Source organism: Mesorhizobium sp. PL10, from assembly GCF_053714315.1.
Genome location: NZ_JBSKBR010000005.1, coordinates 239,621 through 261,242 on the forward strand (window position 1 = coordinate 239,621; position 21,622 = coordinate 261,242).

General features: G+C 63.0%; 18 protein-coding genes, 1 other RNA gene and 1 pseudogene. 13 read left to right on the plus strand and 7 right to left on the minus strand.

The features are described 5' to 3' along the window. Positions 1 to 13 precede the first annotated feature (13 nt). Entirely contained in the window at positions 14 to 817 is an 804-nt protein-coding gene (locus ACWGTO_RS11000) for a glycoside hydrolase family 25 protein (protein ID WP_454574873.1), read from the minus strand. A gap of 310 nt (positions 818 to 1,127) precedes the next feature. Here ACWGTO_RS11000 and ACWGTO_RS11005 point away from each other — a divergent pair, with 310 nt between their 5' ends. After that, entirely contained in the window at positions 1,128 to 2,507 is a 1,380-nt protein-coding gene (locus tag ACWGTO_RS11005; RefSeq protein WP_454574874.1) for a serine hydrolase domain-containing protein, read from the plus strand. 34 nt (positions 2,508 to 2,541) lie between these two features. Here the strand turns inward: ACWGTO_RS11005 and ACWGTO_RS11010 are convergent, their stop codons facing one another. The 5 genes and pseudogenes from ACWGTO_RS11010 to ACWGTO_RS11030 form a co-directional block, all read right to left on the minus strand. Next, positions 2,542 to 2,850 carry a HigA family addiction module antitoxin gene (locus ACWGTO_RS11010; protein WP_454574875.1) on the minus strand — a complete coding sequence of 103 codons (309 nt, stop codon included), beginning with the start codon at positions 2,848 to 2,850 and terminating at the stop codon, positions 2,542 to 2,544. Positions 2,851 to 2,858: 8 nt separating this feature from the next. Next, a pseudogene (locus ACWGTO_RS11015) lies at positions 2,859 to 3,154 on the minus strand (type II toxin-antitoxin system RelE/ParE family toxin). 152 nt (positions 3,155 to 3,306) lie between these two features. Beyond that, on the minus strand, positions 3,307 to 3,972 hold the full coding sequence (locus ACWGTO_RS11020) for a class I SAM-dependent methyltransferase (protein ID WP_454574876.1): 666 nt from the start codon (positions 3,970 to 3,972) through the stop codon (positions 3,307 to 3,309). After that, positions 3,969 to 5,216: a DUF3419 family protein gene (locus tag ACWGTO_RS11025; protein WP_454574877.1), complete on the minus strand. Its 1,248-nt coding sequence runs from the start codon at positions 5,214 to 5,216 to the stop codon at positions 3,969 to 3,971. Before ACWGTO_RS11025 ends, ACWGTO_RS11020 begins: the two co-directional genes overlap by 4 nt. 98 nt (positions 5,217 to 5,314) lie before the next feature. Beyond that, positions 5,315 to 8,962 carry a hydantoinase B/oxoprolinase family protein gene (locus ACWGTO_RS11030; RefSeq protein ID WP_454574878.1) on the minus strand — a complete coding sequence of 1,216 codons (3,648 nt, stop codon included), beginning with the start codon at positions 8,960 to 8,962 and terminating at the stop codon, positions 5,315 to 5,317. Between the two features lie 176 nt (positions 8,963 to 9,138). On the opposite strand from ACWGTO_RS11030, the gene ACWGTO_RS11035 reads away from it, so the two are divergent. The 5 genes from ACWGTO_RS11035 to rnpB all read left to right on the plus strand — a co-directional run bounded on the left by ACWGTO_RS11035 (position 9,139) and on the right by rnpB (position 12,361). After that, positions 9,139 to 9,339, plus strand: a complete 201-nt coding sequence (locus tag ACWGTO_RS11035) for a hypothetical protein (RefSeq protein ID WP_454574879.1) — start codon at positions 9,139 to 9,141, stop codon at positions 9,337 to 9,339. A 200-nt stretch (positions 9,340 to 9,539) separates the two neighbouring features. After that, on the plus strand, positions 9,540 to 10,259 hold the full coding sequence (locus ACWGTO_RS11040) for a TerB family tellurite resistance protein (protein ID WP_454574880.1): 720 nt from the start codon (positions 9,540 to 9,542) through the stop codon (positions 10,257 to 10,259). Continuing rightward, positions 10,256 to 11,023, plus strand: coding sequence for an N-acetylmuramoyl-L-alanine amidase (locus tag ACWGTO_RS11045; RefSeq protein WP_454574881.1), 768 nt, complete (start codon positions 10,256 to 10,258; stop codon positions 11,021 to 11,023). Before ACWGTO_RS11040 ends, ACWGTO_RS11045 begins: the two co-directional genes overlap by 4 nt. 185 nt (positions 11,024 to 11,208) lie before the next feature. Further along, the gene (locus ACWGTO_RS11050) at positions 11,209 to 11,913 is read left to right on the plus strand and encodes a lytic transglycosylase domain-containing protein (protein WP_454574882.1); all 705 of its coding nucleotides are present in this window, start codon (positions 11,209 to 11,211) and stop codon (positions 11,911 to 11,913) included. A 50-nt stretch (positions 11,914 to 11,963) separates the two neighbouring features. Beyond that, an RNA gene (gene rnpB, locus ACWGTO_RS11055) (RNase P RNA component class A) lies at positions 11,964 to 12,361 on the plus strand. 68 nt (positions 12,362 to 12,429) lie between these two features. Here the strand turns inward: rnpB and ACWGTO_RS11060 are convergent. After that, entirely contained in the window at positions 12,430 to 13,545 is a 1,116-nt protein-coding gene (locus ACWGTO_RS11060) for a cystathionine gamma-lyase (protein WP_454574883.1), read from the minus strand. A gap of 404 nt (positions 13,546 to 13,949) precedes the next feature. Between ACWGTO_RS11060 and mraZ the strand changes: the two genes are divergently transcribed. From mraZ to mraY, 7 genes are read left to right on the plus strand one after another with little or no spacing between them, the layout of a single operon-like run. Beyond that, complete coding sequence (mraZ, locus tag ACWGTO_RS11065; RefSeq protein ID WP_454574884.1) at positions 13,950 to 14,423, plus strand: division/cell wall cluster transcriptional repressor MraZ; 474 nt, start codon at positions 13,950 to 13,952, stop codon at positions 14,421 to 14,423. After that, on the plus strand, positions 14,420 to 15,436 hold the full coding sequence (rsmH, locus tag ACWGTO_RS11070; RefSeq protein WP_454574885.1) for a 16S rRNA (cytosine(1402)-N(4))-methyltransferase RsmH: 1,017 nt from the start codon (positions 14,420 to 14,422) through the stop codon (positions 15,434 to 15,436). Before mraZ ends, rsmH begins: the two co-directional genes overlap by 4 nt. Before the next feature lie 4 nt (positions 15,437 to 15,440). Then, complete coding sequence (gene ftsL, locus ACWGTO_RS11075) at positions 15,441 to 15,836, plus strand: cell division protein FtsL (protein WP_454574886.1); 396 nt, start codon at positions 15,441 to 15,443, stop codon at positions 15,834 to 15,836. A gap of 14 nt (positions 15,837 to 15,850) precedes the next feature. After that, entirely contained in the window at positions 15,851 to 17,575 is a 1,725-nt protein-coding gene (locus tag ACWGTO_RS11080) for a peptidoglycan D,D-transpeptidase FtsI family protein (protein WP_454574887.1), read from the plus strand. Positions 17,576 to 17,629: 54 nt separating this feature from the next. After that, the gene (locus ACWGTO_RS11085) at positions 17,630 to 19,084 is read left to right on the plus strand and encodes a UDP-N-acetylmuramoyl-L-alanyl-D-glutamate--2,6-diaminopimelate ligase (RefSeq protein WP_454574888.1); all 1,455 of its coding nucleotides are present in this window, start codon (positions 17,630 to 17,632) and stop codon (positions 19,082 to 19,084) included. Next, a complete protein-coding gene (locus tag ACWGTO_RS11090) occupies positions 19,081 to 20,514 on the plus strand; it encodes a UDP-N-acetylmuramoylalanyl-D-glutamyl-2,6-diaminopimelate--D-alanyl-D-alanine ligase (RefSeq protein ID WP_454574889.1) in 1,434 nt (477 codons plus the stop codon). Before ACWGTO_RS11085 ends, ACWGTO_RS11090 begins: the two co-directional genes overlap by 4 nt. Before the next feature lie 18 nt (positions 20,515 to 20,532). Beyond that, complete coding sequence (gene mraY / locus ACWGTO_RS11095) at positions 20,533 to 21,615, plus strand: phospho-N-acetylmuramoyl-pentapeptide-transferase (protein WP_112394568.1); 1,083 nt, start codon at positions 20,533 to 20,535, stop codon at positions 21,613 to 21,615. The last annotated feature ends 7 nt before the right edge of the window (positions 21,616 to 21,622 follow it).

A 21,622-nucleotide genomic window follows, 5' to 3' on the forward strand; every position in this document is an offset into this window, starting at 1 on the left:
CGTTGCACCGGTGTCAATGCGTGTTCTGCCGCAGCCACTTTTTCCACGCGGCTTCGCTGCCGTTGAAAACGTTGATGTCGGACTTGCCGGTCATGCCGGGAACGATGCCGGTTCCGGTGTACTGCCAGAAGGCGAAGGGATGGCTGCCATATTTCTGGCGGGGGTGGCCGGCGACGGAGCGCAGCCAGTAGGGATAGCCACGGAAAGTCGCGAGCTCATTGTCATCGAAGAAGTCGACCGAGGTGTAGATGATCGGCTTCTTGCCGTAGTGCCGCTCGACGATTTCGAGAAAGGTGGTCATCTCCGCCCGCACCGTCGCCGAATCCGGGCGCAGCCGGCAGGTCGGCGATTTCGGGTTCCATTCCATGTCGAGCACCGGCGGCATGGCCGAGCGGTCGACGGGCACGTTTTCGATGAACCAGCGCGCCTGGGTGGCGGCCGGCGTGCAGAAATAGAAGAAATGGTAGGCCGCGCGCGGGATGTCATTGGCTTTGGTGCGGGCCCAATGCTCGTTGAAATACTCGTCGAAACGATCGCCGCCCTCGGTTGCCTTGATGAAGGCGAAGGAGATGCCGCTGGCCTTGGCTGTCGGCCAGTCGACCGAGGTCTGGTATTTGGAGACATCCGTACCGTGAACGGCATAGTTCCAAGGCGCGCCGCTGTCCCATTCATGCGGCTTGGAGTCTTCGAAGCGCGGTGCGCGCACCGCAACCGTCGGGCTGCTGGACGAGGATGGCGACATCGACGGCACGAGATCGCCGGCGGTCGAGCAGGCGGCCAGCAGCGTCAACGTGATGAGGGCCGCGAAACGGCGCATCGCATTTCCCGAGCCGGAATCAGCCGGTCGCTGTTGGGTTGTTGCGGGTGGCCCCTCGGTGCCTTTGATAGCACGTACCAGCCCTCAGACGATCGCCCCACAGCATCGTCTGATTCTCCTCTTTATGCATGTCGTTGCCCCAAAACCGCTGAACACTTTTGGGCGACATGCACCATGTGATCGCCGATCATGGTTGATAACAGGTTGACGGCGCTCGACAAGAATACCGATTTTGCGGAAGCAATGGCGGCAAATCGATGACATACATCGAGCCGGAAGCCACCGGGCAGCGGAAAAACAGGGACGGGTGATGCGGATCGTCGTGAAGATCATCAAATGGCTGCTCGGCCTGGTCCTGCTGGCGGTTGCCGCGCTGTTTGCCTGGCTCTACATCGCGCCGCCGGAACTGATCCGCGTCGGCTCCGGCTATTCGGCCAAGATCGTCTGCTCGAATGTTTTTATCGCCGGACGTGACCCCAATGAGGTGCTGGCTGTCGATGTGCAGGCGCCCGGCCATCCGCTGCTCATGTTGATGAAAGTGTCTGTCGACAAGAATAGGGGGACCGTCTCGGCCGGGCTGCTTGGCTTCTTCGGCAAGAGCGTTGCCGTCGCTCGCGACGGCTTGGGCTGCGCCTCCGTTCCCGATGGTGATGTCGGCAAAGTTCGGCGCACGACAATCCCTGCCAAAGCGTCGGCGGCCACCAAGGGCGATCTGTGGCCTGAGGGAGATCGGGTCGATGCCTCGCAGAATCCGGAGATCGGCAAGATCCTCGACGATGCACGGATGACCGGTCTCGGCATGCGGGCTGTGGTGGTGGTGAAGAACGGCCGCATCGTCGCCGAGCGTTATGGCGACGGTTTTTCGGCGAAGACGCCGCTACTCGGCTGGTCGATGACCAAGACGGTCAACGCCGCGCTCGTCGGCACGCTGGTCAAGGACGGCAAGATGGCGATGACGAACCAGGGCTTGTTCGGCCCCTGGAAGGCGGACGGCCGCGCCGCCATCAGTCTCGCCGACATGATGGCGATGTCGAGCGGGCTGGAATTCAACGAGGATTATGGTGACGTCGCCGACGTGACGCGCATGCTCTATCTTGAGCCGGACATGGCGGGCTTTGCCGAATCCAAGCCGCTGACCGGCGAGGTCGGCAAGGTCTTTTCCTATTCGAGCGGCACGGCGGTGATGCTGTCGCGGCTCTGGCAGGATGCCATTGGCGACAAGGCGAAGGCGCTGGCTTGGCCAAGGACGGCGCTTTTCGCGCCGCTCGGCATGCAGAGCGCGGTGCTCGAAACTGACGAAGAGGGCACCTTCGTCGGCTCATCCTATCTCTACGCCACGGGGCATGACTGGGCGCGCTTCGGCCAGTTCCTGCTGCAAGGCGGCGTGTGGAACGGCAACCAGATCCTGCCGGCAGGTTTCGTCGACTGGATGCGCGAGCCGGCAACTGCTTCAAAGGTCTACGGCAAGGGCCAGTTGTGGGTCGAGGCGCCGGGCGACGAGGAAAACCCAGGCGCCGGTGTCGCCGCCGGCCTGCCCAAGGACACGTACTGGATGGAGGGCCATGACGGCCAGACGGTCGCCATCGTCCCGTCGGAGCAGTTGGTGGTGGTGCGGCTCGGGCTGACGCCGGCCAAGTTCCGCTATCGCCCGCAGGTGATGCTTGGCACGCTGGTGAAGGCACTGCATTAGAGGAATGTGTCGCTCGACCGCCGCAAAAACTTCCCTACGCGGCGGTCGGCAACGGTTTGGCGCGATCGACACGCGCTCGTTCGTTAGGCGAATTCATGACTTGCCAAAGATCGTTGCGGCGTTGGACGTTCAGCCAGAAATCCGGGCTGTTGCCGAACACTCGCGCCAGAATGAGCGCGGTCGCTGCCGTCACATTTCGGCGATCGTTACACAACTCGTTCACGTGCTTGCGCTGGACGCCCATCGCTTCGGCCAAAGCTGCCTGTGTCAGGCCGAGCGGCTGCATGAATTCTTCCGAGAGGATTTCGCCAACCGTTGCGGGCTTGCGCGCGGTCATCAACATGTCTCACCTCATCTATAGCTGTGGTCGTCGAGATAGATTTCCGACGCCTCGCCGCGGCCACCGTCCCAGCGGAAGACCAGCCGCCATTGCTTGTTGACGCGGATCGAATGGAAGCCTTCAAGGTTGCCACGCAACTTCTCGAAATGATCGGAGGGCGGCACCGTAAATCCTGGTCAGTCATCGCGTCGTCGATCATCTGGAGTTTGCGAAACAAGCGGCCTTCGAGATCGGACGGGATGTTGCGGGAGTGGATGTCGTCCACAAAGAAAGCCCGTAGCCATTCGTCTCTAAAGCCGACGATCATCGCATGCATCCAAGCATCAAGGTAATGTACCACTCAGTGGGACACGTAGCAATGCGCTCGCAGTTGGTGCCGCTCATGCTCGCAGTTGGTGCCGCTCGTAATGGACGAGAGCGGCAGGCCCTCAGACTTCAAACTCAGGACTTTGATACAGGTCAGATGGCGATCTTGACGATCGCCAGCCAGGCATAGCCGCGATAAAGCGTGCGGAAACGCAAGGTTGCGCCGGTTCGCCGAGATTCCGATTCCAGGACTTCGCGCAACGATTCACGCGGCGCAACGTGGAATTTCTTGAGCCAACCGCGCAACACGGCCCGGAACCAGCGCGGCAAGCCTTCCTGCTGGCCGAAGTCGACGACATGCAAGGAACCGCCGGGCGCGAGTGCCGCAAGCGCTGCTGAAACCGTCTTTTCCCAGCCGGGAATCATCGACAGCGAATAGGACACGAGGATGCGGTCGAAGCGCTCGACGCCAAACAGGGCCTTGGCGTCGAAATCGGTGGCATCGCCGCGCGCTAGCACGACGCGGCCGGACAGGCCTTCGCGGCCGATCGCCTTGCTGGCGGTCTCCAGCATCTCGGCCGAGATGTCGAGGCCGTAGAAGCGGGCGTCGGGATAGCTGCGGGCGGCAAGCGCGATGTTGCGGCTGGTGCCGCAGCCGAGCTCAAGCACAGTTCCTCTCGCCGGTACATCCAGCCCCGATATCATCTGGTCGCGGCCGAGCAGGTAGTATTTGCGGGTCAGGTCGTAGACATGGCGCTGCCAGCGATAGACGCCGTCCATCAGTTCGGCATGGTCGGCCGGCAACTCGCTCGTGCTCATGCGGGGCGCTTCACATAGAGGTGGAAGCCGCCATAGATCGCCGAGCGGTCGCGGGCGGAATAGTCGCGTGAGGCCTCTTCCTCGTAGTTCCACTGGTCGAGCAGCGAAGTCGAGACACGGCCGGGCAACAAGCTGGGTTCGGCCGCGGTGCGGAAGATGACGCGGGCGCCGACCGAAGCGGTGCGAGTGATCTCCGACCACAACGCGTTGAGCTGGTCATCTGTCATCCAGTCCTGCGCGTCGAGCAGGATGAAGCGATCGACGGTCCCGGCATCCTTGCCGGCCAGGAATTCGATCAGGTTGGCATGGTGGATGCCGACGCGATCGACATTGTTGCGGATCGCCTTGTAGTTGGCCTCTTCGAGATAGGCGGGCAAGGCGGCTTCGCCCGGATTGGGGTAACGGCGGGCAAAAGCCTGCCAGGCGAAGTAGTTGTTCTTCAGAGGAAAATCGCAGGCGAGCTTTTCCAGCCGGGCCTTCAGCACGCTGGCCATCGAACCGTCGCCCGAGGTGATCAGCGAATCGTACTGCGCCGGCGGAATGCCGAGGCCGAACAGCGAAGCCTTGCGCGATGTCGCCCAGCGCAAGAGCTTCTTGTCGAAGACCGGCGCCAGCTCCTCATTGAAGAAGCGGCGCTGGTCGGCGATGCTCTTGGCCTGCATGATCCCAGAGGGATCGACACCGAAGAATTTCGCTGTGCGATGGCCCATGGCGATGAACAGGCCGAGCAGGCCGGTCTGGTAGAAATTGCGGTCGAAGACGGTGATGCGCCGGCGGCCACGCCAGTTGCGGCGCTCCCAATAGTGGCGGCTGACCGGATCGAGATGCGGCGCGATGAAGCGGTCATAAGCTTCCGAATTGTGGCTGGTGTCGGCGGCGCCGAAGAAGCGGAACAGATCACCCTGCGAAGGCAGATGCCGCACCGCCTCCAGCTTCATCCGGTTCAAGGCGATGTGGGCGGCGTTGAGATCGACCGCATCGACGCGTTCGGGCGAACGGGTGAGATAGGCGAGGATATTGCAGCCGCCGGAGGCGATGGTGATGACGCGGTGGCCCTGGCCAAGCTGCATGGCCTCCATGTCGACTTCAGGGTCTTCCCAGATCTGCGGATAGACGAGGCCGGAAAACAGAAGCGCAAACAACCGTTCGGAAAGGCCGGCCTTGGACAGCGGGCGGTTCTGATAGACGGCTTTTCCAACTTCCTTGCCACGGCGAAAGACCAGATCTGCCGAAACGTCCGTCATGGCTAATGATTCCCCATTTGCTTTGGCGCAAGCGGGTAGCGCAGCGTCATGACAGGCCGGTGACAGGCTGTTGACTGCCTGATGTCAGCTCCCGGATATCAGCCTTTGGCGAACCCACCAGGCGTCGGTGTCGTCAGGATGACGGCGTTGCCGGCGTCGAGCACGGTCTGGTCGCAAGCCTTCAGCACATCGATTGTGCCGTCCTTGCGGCGAACCTTGGTTGAGCCCACTTCGCCGTCACCGCCGCCGTCGAGACCTTGCGGCGGGCGGTTGCGGTGCGAGGACAGGATGGCGCATTCCATCTTTTCGAGGAAGCGGATCGTCCGCTTGGTGCCGTCGCCGGCGCTCCATTTGCCTTTGCCGCCGGAGCCTTCGCGGATGTGGAAATCCTCCAGCAGCACGGGAAAGCGCAGTTCCAGCACTTCGGGATCGGTGAGGCGCGAATTGGTCATGTGGGTGTGGACGCCGGAGGTGCCGGCAAAGCCGCGGCCGGAGTTCATCCGGCCAGCCGGCGAACCGGAGCAGATGGTCTCGTAATACTGGTACTGCTTGTTGCCGAAGGTCAGGTTGTTCATCGTGCCTTGCGCATTGGCCATCGCGCCCATGGCGCCGAACAGCGCGTTGGTGACATGCTGCGAGGTCTCGACATTGCCGGCGACCACGGCGGCTGGGTAGGCGGGCTTCAGCATCGAGCCGTCGGGGATGATGATGTTGATTGGCCGCAGGCAGCCGGCATTCATCGGGATCATGTCCTCGACCATGACGCGGAAGGCGTAGAGGACGGCGGCGCGGGCGACGGGTTCTGGTGCGTTGAAGTTGTTCTTCATCACGGGCGAGGTGCCGGTGAAGTCGACGGTCGCCTCGCGCTTTTGCCGGTCGACCGTGATCTTCACCTTGATCACCTGGCCGGTGTCGGTCGGGTATTCATACTCAGACCTGTCGGGCAGCCGCTCCAGCACGCGGCGCACGCTTTCGGCGGCATTGTCCTGGACATGGCCCATATAGGCTTCGACGACATCGAGACCGAAATGCGCAACCATCTTGCGCAGTTCCGCCACGCCTTTTTCATTGGCGGCGATCTGCGCCTTGAGGTCGGCGATGTTCTGGTGCGGATTGCGGGCGGGGTAGGGGTGATCGGTGAGCAGCGTTTGCAGCTCCGCCTCGCGGAATTTTCCGCGGTCGACAACACGGAAATTGTCGAAAAGCACGCCTTCCTCGTCGACCGTGGTGGCAAGCGGCGTCATGGAGCCCGGTGCGGTGCCGCCAATATCGGCATGGTGGCCGCGCGAGGCCGCCCAGAACAAGATCTCCTGCTTTGCGTCATCGAACACCGGCGTCACCACGGTGATGTCGGGCAGATGTGTGCCGCCATTGTAGGGTGCGTTCAGGGCAAAGACGTCGCCGGGGTGGATGTCACCGGAGTTCAGCCGGATGATGGTTTCGACCGAGCGGTCCATGGAGCCAAGATGCACCGGCATGTGCGGGGCGTTGGCGACCAGCGCGCCATGGCGGTCGAAGACGGCACAGGAGAAGTCCAGCCTTTCCTTGATGTTGACGGAATAGGCGGTGTTCTGCAGCGTGACGCCCATCTGTTCGGCGATCGACATGAAGAGGTTGTTGAAGACCTCCAGCATCACCGGATCGGCTTCGGTGCCGAGGGCAGCCGAGCGCACCTTCTGTTCCGTGCGGCGGATGACGACGTGATTGAGGTCGGTGATTTCGGCGCGCCAGCCCGGCTCGATGACGATGGTCTGGTTCGGCTCGATGATCAGGGCGGGACCTGGGACCAGATTGGAGGGGCGCAGATTTTCACGGCGATGGATGCCGGCCTCATGCCACCGGCCCTCGGTGTAGATGCGCCGCGTTCCAGAAGCGCCGGCTTCAACCCTTGACGGTCCGGCCGGCGCAACGGCCTCGACCCTGGTCTCTGCGATTTCGGTGCCTTCGACGCCAACCGTCTCGACGATCATCGGCTTGTCCTCATAGACGAAACCGAACTGCGCCTTGTGGGCGATTTCGAAATTGCGCCTGGCCTGGAAGATCGAGTCGGCCTCGAAATTCACCGGCAGCGTCGTGTCGGTGCCGTCATAGCGAATGTGCAGCACCGGCTTTGCGGCAACCTTATCCTGCGCGATGCCTTGCGCGGCGAGTTCGACGATGACGGCTTTTTTCAACGTGGCAATGAGGCTGCCGATCTCGGTCCTGGATTCTTCGGCAAGCGGCTTGAGCAGCGCCTGCTGGCGCGACGCGAACACTGACGACAGGCCGATACCATAGGCCGACAGCAGGCCGGAGAAGGGGTGGATCAGCACCGCCTCCATGCCCAATGCGTCCGCAACCAGGCAGGCATGCTGACCGCCGGCGCCGCCAAAACAGTTCAGCAGATATTCGGTGACGTCGTAGCCGCGCTGGACGGAGATCTTCTTGATGGCATTGGCCATGTTTTCCACCGCGATGGTGACAAAGCCTTCGGCGACGGCTTCCGGCGTGCGGCCGTCGCCGATTTCGGCGGCAAGCGCGGCGAACTTCTTGCGCACGGCGGCAACGTCCAGCGGTTGGTCCTGGCCGGGGCCGAAAATCGCCGGGAAGAAATCGGGCTGCAGCTTGCCCAGCATGACATTGGCGTCGGTGACGGCGAGCGGGCCGCCGCGCCGGTACGCGGCCGGGCCGGGATTGGCGCCGGCGGATTCCGGGCCGGCGCGGAAGCGGCCGGCTTCGTAGTGGAGGATCGAGCCGCCGCCCGCGGCCACGGTATGGATGCGCATCATCGGCGCGCGGATGCGCACGCCTGCAACTTCGGTGTCGAAGGCGCGCTCATATGCGCCGTCAAAATGGGCGACATCGGTGGAGGTGCCGCCCATGTCGAAGCCGATGACTTTCTCGAAGCCGGCCAGCTTTGCCGTCTCGACCATGCCGACGACGCCGCCGGCCGGGCCGGACAACAGCGCGTCCTTGCCCTGGAACAGGTCGGCAGCGGTAAGCCCGCCAGACGACATCATGAACATCAGGCGAGGGGATTGGCTTGTCCCCGCTGCCGACGCCTCTGGCGTAGCACCCAGCTCTCCCGCCACGCGTTGCACATAGCGTGACAGGATCGGCGAGAGATAGGCGTCGACCACGGTGGTGTCGCCGCGGCCGACCAGCTTGATCAAAGGCGAGACCTCGTGGCTGACCGAGACTTGGCTGAACCCGATCTTGCGGCAGACTTTCGCCACCGCCTTCTCGTGATCGGGATATTTCCAGGCATGCATGAAGACGATTGCCACCGCGTCGATGCCGTCGGCGCGCGCCTGTTCGATGGCGGGACGGCAGGCGGCGATGTCGAGCAGGCGCTCGACATCGCCATTGGCGCGCACGCGTTCGTTGATCTCGATGACCCGCTCGTAAAGCTGTTCAGGTAGGATGATCTCCTTGGCGAAGATGTCGGGCCGCGCCTGGTAAGCGATCCTCAGCGCATCGCGAAAGCCCTTGGTGATGAGCAAAAGCACCCGGTCGCCCTTGCGCTCCAAAAGCGCGTTGGTGGCGACGGTGGTGCCCATCTTGATGTCGCCGATCAGGGCGGACGGGATGGCGGCGCCGGATTTCAGCCCCAGCAATTCGCGGATCCCGGCTATCGCCGCATCGGGGTAGGCTTCAGGATTTTCCGACAGGAGTTTCCTGGGATGCAACCCGCCCTCGGGCGCGCGCCCAATCACGTCGGTGAAGGTGCCGCCGCGATCGATCCAAAAATCCCATTTCTTGTCCACGAAGAGCTCCGGCATGTCATTTGGTTTCAAACTGTTAGTGTGCCATCGCCCGGCCTGCAATCGCCGCTCTTGATGTTACATGCGGAAACGCAACGTTACGAAACTCATGGGCGCCTGATGCATTTCCTGTTCGACCGTTCACCGCAACGTGAACGTGTGTTGAAGGAGAGATCGTCATGAAAAAGCTCATTCTTGCTTCCGTTTCCGCCCTGGCCCTGCTCGGCGTTGCAGCCTGCAGCGACAGCGGGACGGATAACACCACCACCCAGAGCACCAATCCGCCAGCCGCCGAGCCGATGAAGCCGGTGACGCCGGATGCCCCGAAGCCCGCAGAACCGGCTCCGGCAACACCTGCTCCTGCCGCCCCGGCGCAGTAGCAGCAGTCTCGGTCACTTTGATGTGACGCGAGAGGAGGCCGGCTTCGCGCCGGCCTTCCTGCGTTTAGGGGCCACCCTGGCGGTTTCGGGACTACGGTCGGCTAATTCCTGTGGCGTCCCGTCGGCTGTCTGCGTAAATCGATTCACCCCTGCGGCACTCTTGGCTTGATAGCGGTGGCCGGCGGCCCTAATAAGCGCTTATGTCGATTTGGGATCGCCTCGGCGAGTTCATCATCCGCGTTTCCTCGTCAGCCAATTCGGGCGTCGCCGAAGTGGTCGAGGCTGTGCGCACTGTTTTTTCCGGCGATGCGGATTTGCGCCGGCGCGTTGCCTTCTCGGTGGCGATGATTGCACTGTCGGCGAAGATGGCCAAGGCTGATGGCATCGTCACCCAGGACGAGGTGCGAGCCTTCCAGGAAATATTCGAGGTGCCGAGAGAGCAGACCCGCAATGTGGCGCGGCTCTACGATCTGGCCAAGCGCGACGTTGCCGGGTTCGAGACCTATGCCGAGCGCATGGCGCAGATGTGTGGTTCGGGCCACTCCAACTGCGTCATGCTGGAAGACATACTTGACGGCCTGTTCCATATCGCCAAGGCCGACGGGCTGGTGCATGAACGCGAAGGCATTTTCCTGCACCGCATTGCCGAGATTTTCCGCATCGACGAAGTGCACTACGAGGCCATCATGGCCAGGCACGTCAATCTCGGCGCCGGCGACCCCTATCTTGTGCTCGGCATCGAACGCGGTAAGCCCTTCGACGAGGTCAGGAAGCGCTATCGCAAACTGGTCTCCGACAATCATCCGGACCGGCTGATCGCGCGCGGTCTCCCACAGGAGTTCATCAAGATCGCGACGACCAGGGTTGCGGCGATCAACGCGGCCTACGAGATGATCGAGCGGGGCCTCAGGCACGCATGAGCGGCTTCCTGCCCGACGAGCCGCGCGCCGAGGTCAGGGTATCGCCGAATTTTGGCCCGCGGCGCGAGACGCTCAGACCCGATATGATCGTGCTGCACTATACTGGCATGGCTACGGGTGCCGCCGCCGAAGCCTGGCTGTGCGATCCGGCCAGCGAGGTTTCCTCACACTATCTCGTCCACGAAGACGGCCGCATCGTCCAGATGGTGCGCGAGAGCGACCGCGCTTGGCACGCTGGTGCCAGTTCCTGGTTCGGGCGCACCGACATCAACTCCTGCTCGGTGGGCATCGAAATCGTCAATCCCGGCCATTCGCTCGGTTATTCGACCTTTCCCAAGCGACAGATAGAGGCGGTGATCGGGTTGTGCAAAGGGATAATCGGGCGCCATTCCATTACGGCGCAACGGGTGCTCGCCCATTCCGACATCGCGCCAGGGCGCAAGATCGACCCGGGCGAGAAATTCCCCTGGAAGGCGCTGTTTGCGGCGGGGGTCGGCCATCTTGTGCCTGCGGCGCCGATCCGCCGCGGCGCGGTGCTGAAAGCCGGCGATACCGGCGCCGAGGTCGAGGCGCTGCAGTCGATGCTGGCGCTCTACGGCTATGGCGTCGAGATATCCGGTATCTTCGACCGCCAGACCGAGATCGTCGTCGAAGCGTTTCAGCGGCATTTCCGGCCACGCCTGGTGGATGGCGTAGCCGACGGCTCGACAATCCGCACGCTGCAAAGCCTGCTGACTTCCCTCACGTCAGCTGCGTCTAAATAACCTTTTTCTGATATTCGAGTTACAGCCTGTCACTGAAAGTGAATTGCCTCGCCTTGTTCGACACAAATTCGGCCCTCAAAGGCAGTTCGTGCAAGTTATCAGGCCTTCATCCCCCCGGAAGTCCCGATATTGATTAGGCGTTGCTGCGTGAAGATCTTCGCGCGGCCCAGACAGAACAGGACCACATGCAGAAATTGACCGTTGTAACGGCAGCTATTGCTGCCGGCGTGATGACTTTTGCCTTCAATGCGGCCGATGCCGCACCTCTGAGCCAGAGGGCAGACCAGGGCTTCATCGCCGCACCCGCCAAAACCGCCATGACGAAAGCGAGCCCGAAAGCCAAGAGGACAGCCACTGCCAAGGTGCAAAAGGCAGCAGTGGTGAAGGTCAGAAAAGCGACGGCCAAGAGGCATTTGAAGCGCGGCAGGAAGAGCATCGACCGGACGACGACCGCATCGATCGGTCCGAGCACTGCTGCGGAATCGACGGCGGCGGCCGCGCTCGGCGGCCAGTATTCAGCGATCATCGCCCGCTATGCTGCGGCCGAAGGCGTGCCGGTATCGCTGGCCAAGGCGGTGATCAAGATCGAGAGCAATTACCGGCCCAACATCGTTGGCAGCGCCGGCGAGATCGGTCTGATGCAGATCAAGCCGGCAACGGCGCGGATGATGGGCTACAACGGCTCGACCAAGGGCCTGTTCGATCCCGACACCAACATCAAATACGGGATGAAGTATCTCGCCATGGCGCGCAATCTCGGTGGCGGCACGACCTGCGGCACCATCCTGAAATACAATGCCGGCCATGCCGCGACCCGGATGAACCCGGTGTCGGCCGCCTATTGCGGCAAGGTCAAGGTGCAGATGGCGGCATTGGGATCGCCGGCATAAGTCTGCTTTTTCATTTGCGTTTTCGCACGTGAACCCCTTTATACGCTCTGCCAGCTGGCCGGGCGGCCGCACCCGCAAAGCCGAAAGGCTGCGGGTGAGGAAAGTCCGGGCTCCATGGAGACACGGTGCCGGTTAATGGCCGGCGGGGGCGACCCCAGGGAAAGTGCCACAGAAAGCAAACCGCCACGATTTATCGGGGTAAGGGTGAAAGGGTGGGGTAAGAGCCCACCGCGCGACTGGCAACAGGAGCGGCACGGTAAACCCCACCGGGAGCAAGACCGAATAGGGACGGTGCGAGGGGAAACCTTCGAGGGCTGTTTCCGGCCCACCGTCCGGGTAGGTTGCGTGAGGCGCATGGCAACGTGCGTCCAAGATGAATGGCCGCCACGTTCTCGCCCCGCAAGGGGCGAGGGCCATACAAAACCCGGCTTACAGGCCAGCTGGCAGTTTCTCCCACTGCATCGTGACGAAATCCTTTGAGATCAGCAGGTTGCGCCCTCGGGTGCGCCTGTTGATTCAAGCGCCGATCTTCTCCAGCGATGTCTCGATCGCCTGCCAGAGTTCTTCCACCGGCTCGCAACCGACCGATAGGCGCACGAAGCCGGGCGGAACCGAATCTCCTCGCTTGGCCCGCCGCTCGGCCGAGGTGTGGACGCCGCCGAACGATGTCGCCGCCTGCATCAGGGTGCAATTGTTGATGAAGTCCTCGGCCTTGTCCCCGGACGCGAGTTCGAAGGAGACGAGAAAACCGAAACGCTCCATCTGGGCGCGGGCGAGATTGTGCGACGGGTCGCCTTCAAGGCCGGGATAGCGCAGGCCGCTCACCGCGCGATGGTCTTTCAAGCGCTTCGCGATCGCCTCCGCCGAAGTGCACATGCGGTCGAAGCGCACGTCCAGCGTCTCCAGGCCGCGATGGACCAGCCATGCCTCGAACGGCCCGGGAATGCCGCCCGCGGTCTCGCGCCAGCCGGTGACGGCGGCGATGATGTCGGGGTTGCGGCTGGCGACATGGCCGAACAGCACGTCGGAATGACCATTGGCCGCCTTGGTGTCCGCGGCAACGACAATGTCGGCGCCGAGATCGAGCGGGCGTTGGCCGAACGGCGTCATCGTCGTGTTGTCGACGACGACCGTTGCGCCCGCCCTATGGGCAGCCTCAGCGACGGCTGTGATGTCGCAGATGTCCAGTCGCGGATTTGACGGGGTTTCGACATAGACGAGGCGATAGCCGTCGAAGCCGCCGTCGAGGAAAGTCGATGTCGGCCTGAGATCATAGCTGATGCCGAAGGGCTTGAGAAAGCGCTCGGCCAGCGCCCGCGTGGCGTGATAGCCGTCGGAAGGCAAAAGGACGCGGTCGCCGGTTTTCAGCAGTCCAAAAAACACCGCAGAGATCGCCGCCATCCCCGAGGGGAAGCCGACGCATGGGGCGTCCTCCAGATGCGCCAGCATGTCCTCGACCGCATCCCAGGTGGCGTTGCTGTAACGGCCATACTGACTGTAGCCGGCGCCGTCGCCCGGGTTGTGGAAAATGGCGGCCATGGTCAGCGGCAAAGGGATGGGGTCGCCTTTGGCAAGCCCGCCGCGACGCAGATGGGCAAGGGAGGCCGCGCGTGACCTGGCTGTTTCGGACATGGATTTCTAACCCTGTTGCTGAGCGAAAAAGATGACCGACGCTATGCGCGGCAGCGGTGCACGGCAAGCCGCCTCCGGTTGGGCCAAGGCCGCTCTAAACGGTTCGTTAGGCTTAATGGAGGATAAAGACGGGAGTGCTGTCAGAGCTGCTCTCACCGGTTGTGGCGCGCGCGTTTGTGAAGCTTGATCCCGTTGACGCCCATAGTGCCCCATGATATCCCATCTCGATACCAAAGCCTTCGTTCCGCGTCAGGGTAAAGCGTACGCCAATCGGGCAGCCGCGGCGGCTGTGCGTTTGCCGGGTTTTGCCGTTGGGAACGAAGCCGTTTTTCGGCAGGGGACGCGCTGCGGCGCGGACGAAAACATGGAGAGGGGTGCGGCGGCGGAAGCGGCTGTAACGTGTCATGGACCGGTTTCTGTCAAGCGCGGTGAACAGGATCGATGCGAAGGGGCGGGTCTCCGTTCCGGCGCATTTCCGCGCGGTCGTGCAGAAACGCGGTTATTCGGAGCTCTACGCGCTGCGCGGCCTGGATGTCCCGGCGATGGATGTCGGGGGCCTCGACCTGCTCGACCGCTACGAACAGCGCATCGCGCTGGAAGATCCATTTTTGCAGACGGCGGACGACATGTCCTTCTTCTGCCATGGCGACGGGACGTTCCTGAAACTCGACCAGGACGGCCGCATCACGATGAGCGATTTCATCCGCGAGCACACGGGCATTTCGACGGACGTGGCCTTTGTCGGCCGCGGCAACTTCTTTCAAATTTGGGAGCCGGGTCGCCTTGCCGCCTATGGCGCGCAGGCGCGCGCCCGGCTTTTGCAGCTTCGGCAGGGGACGACGGCTCACGAGGCCAAGGCTGGGGAGCGACCGGAATGATGGCGGGTCACGGCGATGATATCAGCGCCGTTGGCGGACCGGCCCGTCACATTCCGGTCCTCCTTGCCGAAGTGCTGGAAGCGCTTTCGCCCAAAGCCGGCGATGTGATCGTCGACGGTACGTTCGGCGCCGGCGGCTACACCAAGGCGATCCTGGCAAGCGGTGCCTCTGTGGTGGCGATCGATCGCGATCCGGACGCCATTGCCGCCGGGCGGAGCCTGGAGCAGCAATCCGACGGCAGGCTGAGGCTGGTGCAGGCGCCGTTCTCGACGCTGGACGAACAGGTCGAAAGCGCCGACGGCGTTGTCCTCGACATCGGCATTTCCTCCATGCAGGTCGACCAGGCCGAGCGCGGCTTTTCGTTTCGCGCCGACGGTCCGCTCGACATGCGCATGGCGCAGGCGGGCTTGAGCGCCGCCGATGTCGTCAACAGCTTCAAGACGGGCGATCTTGCCCGCATTTTCGGTTTCCTTGGCGAAGAGCGCAACGCCGGTCGCATTGCCCGCATGATCGAGGGCCGGCGTGAAAAAAGACCCTTCGAGCGCACGCTCGACCTCGCCGACGCCATCGAGACGCATATCGGCCGCGCGCCGAAGGACAAGATCCATCCGGCCACCCGGGTCTTCCAGGCACTGCGCATCTTCGTCAATGACGAGCTTGGCGAACTGGCCAAGGCCCTGGTGGCGTCCGAGCGCGTGCTGAAGCCCGGCGGGCGGCTTGCCGTGGTGACGTTCCATTCGCTGGAAGACCGCATCGTCAAGCGCTTTATCGCCGACCGCGCCGACGCGGTGACCGGCTCGCGCCATATGCCCGAGGCGCATGCGCGCAGCGCGACCTTCCGCAAAGCCGGTGGCGGCGTCACGCCCGGTGACGCCGAAATAGCAGCCAATCCGCGGGCGCGCTCGGCGAGGCTGCGCGCTGCCATCCGTACCGAGGCACCGGCGCGCGCCGGCGATCTTTCAATTTTCGGCCTTCCCAAGCTTCCCGGCATCCAGGCGCCGCGAGAGAGGTGAACACTTGTTTCGAACCAGCGACATAGTCCTGATCGCCGTCATGGTCTCGGCCGCGGCCCTGACCTACAAGGCCAAGCGCGAGGCCGAGGAACAACTGGCTTCGGTACAGAAGATCGAGGCACAGATCCGCTACGAGGAGGATACTATAGACCTTCTCAAGGCCGACTGGAGCCTGCTGACCCAGCCGTCGCGCCTGCAGAAGCTGGCTGAAACCTATAAATCGCAGCTCGCGCTCGAGCCGGTCGGGGCACGTCAGATCGTCGGGATCGACGATCTTCCGGCAAAACCGCTCAACATCGAGGACCTGTCGTCGCAGCGGCTGGGCGGCATGGCCGATAACTCCGGCAAAGAACCAGCCGGCGGCAAGGATCCCGTGGTGACCGGAGCCATCGTCCAATGAGCGTCGGGTTCCCAATGAGCGTCAAGCTTCCGAAGATCGGTGGATTGCTGAAGCGGCGCGCAAGGACCGGCGAGGACGGCTCGATCGTCGTCGAGGGCGCGCGCAAGGCGACCGGCGGAAAAGCCAAGACCCGCATCGTTATGACGATGGCGGTGTTTTTCGGCATCTATTCGACCATTGCCGGGCGGCTGGTCTATCTCGGTTTTCAGAACCCCGATATGTCGAATGGGCCGCAGAGCCGGGTGACGGCGTCGCGGCCCGATATCGTCGACCGCAACGGCGAAGTGCTCGCAACCGATATCAAGACGGCATCGCTGTTTGCCGAGCCGCGCCGCATCGTCGATGCCGACGAGGCGATCGAAAAGCTGTCGACCATTCTGCCCGACATCGACCCCGAACAGACCTACCACAAGCTGAAGAGCGGCGCCGGCTTCGTCTGGCTGCAGCGGCAGCTGACGCCCAAGCAGCAAGCCGACATCATGCAGCTCGGCATTCCCGGCATCGGCTTTCGCACCGAAAAGCGCCGCTTCTATCCGGCCGGCGTGACCTCGTCCTACATTGTCGGCCTCACCAACATCGACAATCAGGGCATCTCCGGCATGGAGAAATACATCGATGAGCAGGGCCTGAGCGACCTGCAGGCCTCCGGGCTGGCGGTGGCAAAAGACCTGAAGCCGGTGCAGCTCTCGCTGGACCTGCGCGTCCAGCATGTGGTGCGCGACGAGATCGCCGCCGGCCTCGAGCGCTATCGCGCCATGGGCGCCGGCGCCGTCGTCCTCAACATCAAGACCGGCGAAGTGGTGGCCATGGCCTCGGTGCCGGATTTCGATCCGAACAATCCCTTCAATGCGCAGGACAAGGACCGGCTTAACCGCATGTCGGCCGGCCTCTACGAAATGGGCTCGACCTTCAAGAGCTTCACCTCGGCGATGGCGCTCGATTCCGGCAAGGCCAACATGAACAGCCGTTTCGATGCATCGCATCCGATTCGTGTCGGCCATCAGGCCATCCACGATTTCCATGGCAAGAACCGCGTGCTGTCACTGCCGGAAGTGTTCCTCTATTCCTCCAACATCGGATCGGCCCGTGAGGCCGAAATGGTCGGTATCGAGGGGCACCGCGAATTCCTGCATCGCCTTGGCCTTTTGGACAGGATGCAGACCGAACTGCCTGAAGTCGCCCGCCCGACCGAACCGAAGGTCTGGAAACAGGTCAACTCCTTCACCATCGCGTTCGGCCATGGCGTGTCGACGACGCCGCTGCAGGCTGCCGTCGGCTGCGCGGCGCTGATGCAGGGCTACCTGATCCAGCCGACATTCCTGGTCCGCAGCGAGCAGGAAGCAATGGCGGTGGCCAAGAGAGTGGTCAGCGAAAAGACTGTGGAGGGCATGCGCTACCTCTACACGCTCAATGCCGAGAAAGGCTCGGCCAGAAACGCCAGGGCCCCCGGGTATCGCGTCGGCGGCAAGACCGGAACGGCCGAGAAGGTCATCAATGGCCGCTACTCGAAGGAACTGAATTTCAACACCTTCGTCGCCGCCTTCCCGATGGACGATCCGCAATATCTGGTGTTTACGATTGCCGACGCTCCGCATCCGGAAAAGCCAGGGATGACCGACGTCGCCGCCAACAATGCGGGTGTCATGGCCGGCAATATCATCAGGCGGGCAGCCGCCATGCTTGGCGTGAAGCCAGATTTCAGCCATGAAAATGGTGCAACGCTGGTTTCCTATCAGTGATTCTTGGGGCGCGCCGGCAACTGCGCGCTATTTTGTTGAGATAAACGGGGTTCGATGCACCTGAGAGATTTAGCCGGTATCCTGCCTGTCGAGGGAACAGCGTCCCGCGATGTGGAGGTAACCGGGATTTCATCGGATTCCCGTCAGGTAAAGCCGGGTGTCGTCTTTTTTGCGCTTGCCGGCAGCAAGGCGGACGGCGCTGCCTATGCCGCCGATGCGGCGAAGCGCGGCGCGGCGGCGATTGTTGTGGGCAAGACCAGCGCGGTTACGGGCCTGTCGGTCCCGGTTCTCAGCGTTGACGACCCCCGCCTGGCATTGGCGCTGAGCGCGGCAAGTTTCTTCGGCAAGCAGCCTGACACCATGGTCGCGGTGACCGGCACCGCCGGCAAGACTTCGGTCGCCGCCTTCACCAGGCAGATATGGGAGCAGGCCGGCTTTGCCGCCGCTTCGATCGGCACCACCGGCGTGGTGGCGCCAGGCCGCAACGACTATGGCTCGCTGACCACGCCCGATCCGGTGGCTTTGCACCAGTTGCTCAAGGAATTGGCTGAGGCCGGCGTCACCCATGCTTCGATGGAGGCTTCCAGCCACGGTCTCGACCAGCGCCGGCTGGACGGCGTCAAGCTTGCCGCCGGCGGCTTCACCAATCTTGGCCGCGACCATATGGACTATCATCCGACGGTCGAGGATTATCATCGCGCCAAATTGCGCCTGTTCGACACGCTGCTGCCGCAAGGCGCGCCGGCTGTCATCTTCGCCGACGATCCGTGGTCGGCGCCGACGATAAAGGCGGCGCAGGCCGCGGGGCTCAGTCTGCTGACGGTCGGCCGCCACGGCGATTTCCTGCGCCTGAAGCGGGTCGAGCACGAGCGCCACCGGCAGCGCGCCGAGGTTGAGGCCGACGGCGTGATCTACGAGATCGACCTGCCGCTGGCCGGTGATTTCCAGATCGCCAACGCCCTCGTTTCGGCGGGCCTGGCCATTTCCACTGGAACACCAGTCGCCAAGGCTTTGATGGCGTTGGAGAAACTCCAGGGGGCACCAGGCCGGCTCGACCTTGTCGGCGCGACCGTCAATGGCGCGCCGGTCTATGTCGATTATGCCCACAAGCCGGATGCGCTGGAAAATGTGCTGGCCGCGGTGCGCCCGTTCACCACCGGTCGCGTCATCGTCGTGTTTGGCTGCGGGGGCGACCGCGATAGGGGCAAGCGGCCGATCATGGGCGAGATCGCCACGCGGTTGGCCGATGTCGTCATCGTCACCGACGACAATCCACGTTCGGAAGTCCCCGAAACCATCCGAGCCGCCATCCTCGCGGCTGCGCCCGGCGCCATCGAAATCGGCGACCGCCGCAAGGCGATCCACGAAGCGGTCGCGATGCTCAAAGCCGGCGATACGCTGATCGTTGCCGGCAAGGGCCATGAAGAGGGCCAGACCATCGGCGCCGAGACATTTCCTTTCTCAGACCATGAGGAAGTCCGCTCGGCGCTGCGGGAGCGGGCCGCATGAGCGTGCTCTGGACTGCCGATGCGCTGGTCGACGCCATGGGTGGACGGCCGCTCGGACCGATGCCGGAGGGCATTTCGGGGATATCGATCGACAGCCGCAGCCTGCAGCCGGGCGATGCTTTCTTCGCCATCAAGGGCGAGGCGATGGATGGCCATGATTTCGCGACCGCGGCGATCAAGGCCGGCGCCGGCGTGCTGGTTGTCGCCGAAGGCAAATTGCCGTCGCTCGGGCGTCTGACGGCGCCGATGATCGTGGTGCCGGACGTGCTGGCGGCGCTGGAAAAGCTTGGCGCCGCCGCCCGCGCGCGCTCCAAGGCGAAAATCATCGCGGTGACCGGCTCGGCCGGCAAGACCACCACCAAGGAAGCGTTGCGCCATGTTCTGTCGGCCGTCGGCAAGGTGCACGCCTCGGCGCAGTCGTTCAACAATCACTGGGGTGTGCCGCTGACGCTGGCGCGCATGCCGGACGATTGCGACTACGCGGTGTTCGAGATCGGCATGAACCATCCCGGTGAGATCCGGCCGCTGGTCAAGATGGTCCGGCCGCATGTCGCCATCGTCACGCTGATCGCCGCCGCCCATCTCGGCTTCTTCAAAAATCTCGACGAGATCGCCAAGGCCAAGGCCGAGATTTTTGAAGGCATCGAGCCTGGCGGTGCTGCATTGTTGAACCGTGACGATTCACGCTGGAAGCTGCTCGACAAGATGGCGCGCGCCGCCGGCATAGAACATGTCTTCAGCTTCGGCGAAAACGTCCGCTCGACCTACAAGCTGACCAAATGCGAGCTGCATGCCGACCATTCCGTCATCACCGCCAGGATCGGCGGGCAAGAGGTGACGGCCCGCATCGGCGCGCCCGGCCGCCACATGGTGCAGAATGTGCTCGCTGTCCTCGGTGCGATACATCTCATTGAGGCTGATATCGGCAAAGTGGCGGAGGCGCTGGCGGATCTCTCTGCCGAGCGCGGCCGCGGCAAGCGCCATGTGCTGCGCCACCCCAAGGGACCGATCACCCTGATCGACGAGAGCTACAACGCCAATCCGGCATCGATGAGTGCGGCCATGGCGCTGCTCAATGCGACGCCTGTCACGGGCGAGGGCCGCCGTATCGCCGTGCTCGGCGACATGCTCGAGCTCGGCGACCATTCGGCCAAGCTCCATGCCGCCCTGGCCGAACTGATCGTCGGCACCGGGACAAATACAGCTTTTCTCGGTGGCCCGGAAATGCGGGCGCTGGCCGATATCCTGCCCGCCGAAATCACGACGGAATACCGCGCCGGCGCCGAGGAGTTGAAGCCGCTGCTGTTGTCGGCGCTGAGGGCCGGCGACGTGGTGATGATCAAATCGTCGAAAGGCATCGGCTTTTCAAAACTGGTCGAGGCCTTGCTGGGCAAATATCCGGCGGAAGCCGCAGGCACGAAACAGAACTAGTCCCGGGGACGGAATCGAATGTTTACATTGCTCGTCGATTTTGCGGACAAGGTCTCGGTCTTCAATGTCTTCCGCTACATCACCTTCCGCACCGGCGGCGCGCTGATCACCTCGGCGCTGATCGTCTTCATCTTCGGGCCGACCATCATCAATTCGCTCAGGCTCAGGCAAGGCAAGGGCCAGCCGATCCGCGCCGACGGGCCGCAGACGCATTTCAAGAAAGCCGGCACGCCGACCATGGGCGGACTGATGATCCTCTGCGGCATCGTCGGCTCGTCGCTCCTATGGGCGAACCTTTCCTCGATCTATGTCTGGGTGGTGCTGCTAGTGACGCTGGGCTTCGGCTCGATCGGCTTTTACGACGACTATCTCAAGGTGACGAAGCAGTCGCATCTCGGCTTTTCCGGCAAGGCGCGGCTGGCGCTGGAATTCGTCATCGCCGGCATTGCCGCCTGGGTGATCATGCATAATGGCCAGGCGCCGTTCTCGTCGTCGCTGACTTTCCCCTTCGCCAAGGAATTCATCATCAATCTCGGCTGGTTCTTCGTGCCGTTCTCCTGCTTCGTTATCGTCGGCGCCGGCAATGCGGTGAATTTGACCGACGGCCTCGACGGACTTGCGATCGTGCCGATCATGATTGCCGCGGCATCCTTCGGCGTCATCGCCTACCTCTCGGGCAATGCAGTCTTCGCCGAATATCTGCAGATACATTTCGTGCCCGGCACCGGCGAGCTGGCTGTCGTGCTCGGCGCCGTCATCGGCGCCGGTCTCGGCTTCCTCTGGTTCAATGCGCCGCCGGCGGCGATCTTCATGGGCGACACCGGTTCGCTGGCCATGGGTGGCCTGATCGGCACCGTCGCGGTCGCCACCAAGCACGAGATCGTGCTGGTCATCGTCGGGGGCCTGTTCGTGGTCGAAATCCTGTCGGTCATCATCCAGGTCGGCTACTTCAAGATGACCGGCAAGCGCGTCTTCCTGATGGCGCCGATCCACCATCATTTCGAAAAACTAGGCTGGACCGAAAGCCAGGTGGTGATCCGCTTCTGGATCATCGCAGTCATCCTGGCGCTGGTCGGCCTGTCCACCCTCAAGCTGAGATAGGAGGCCG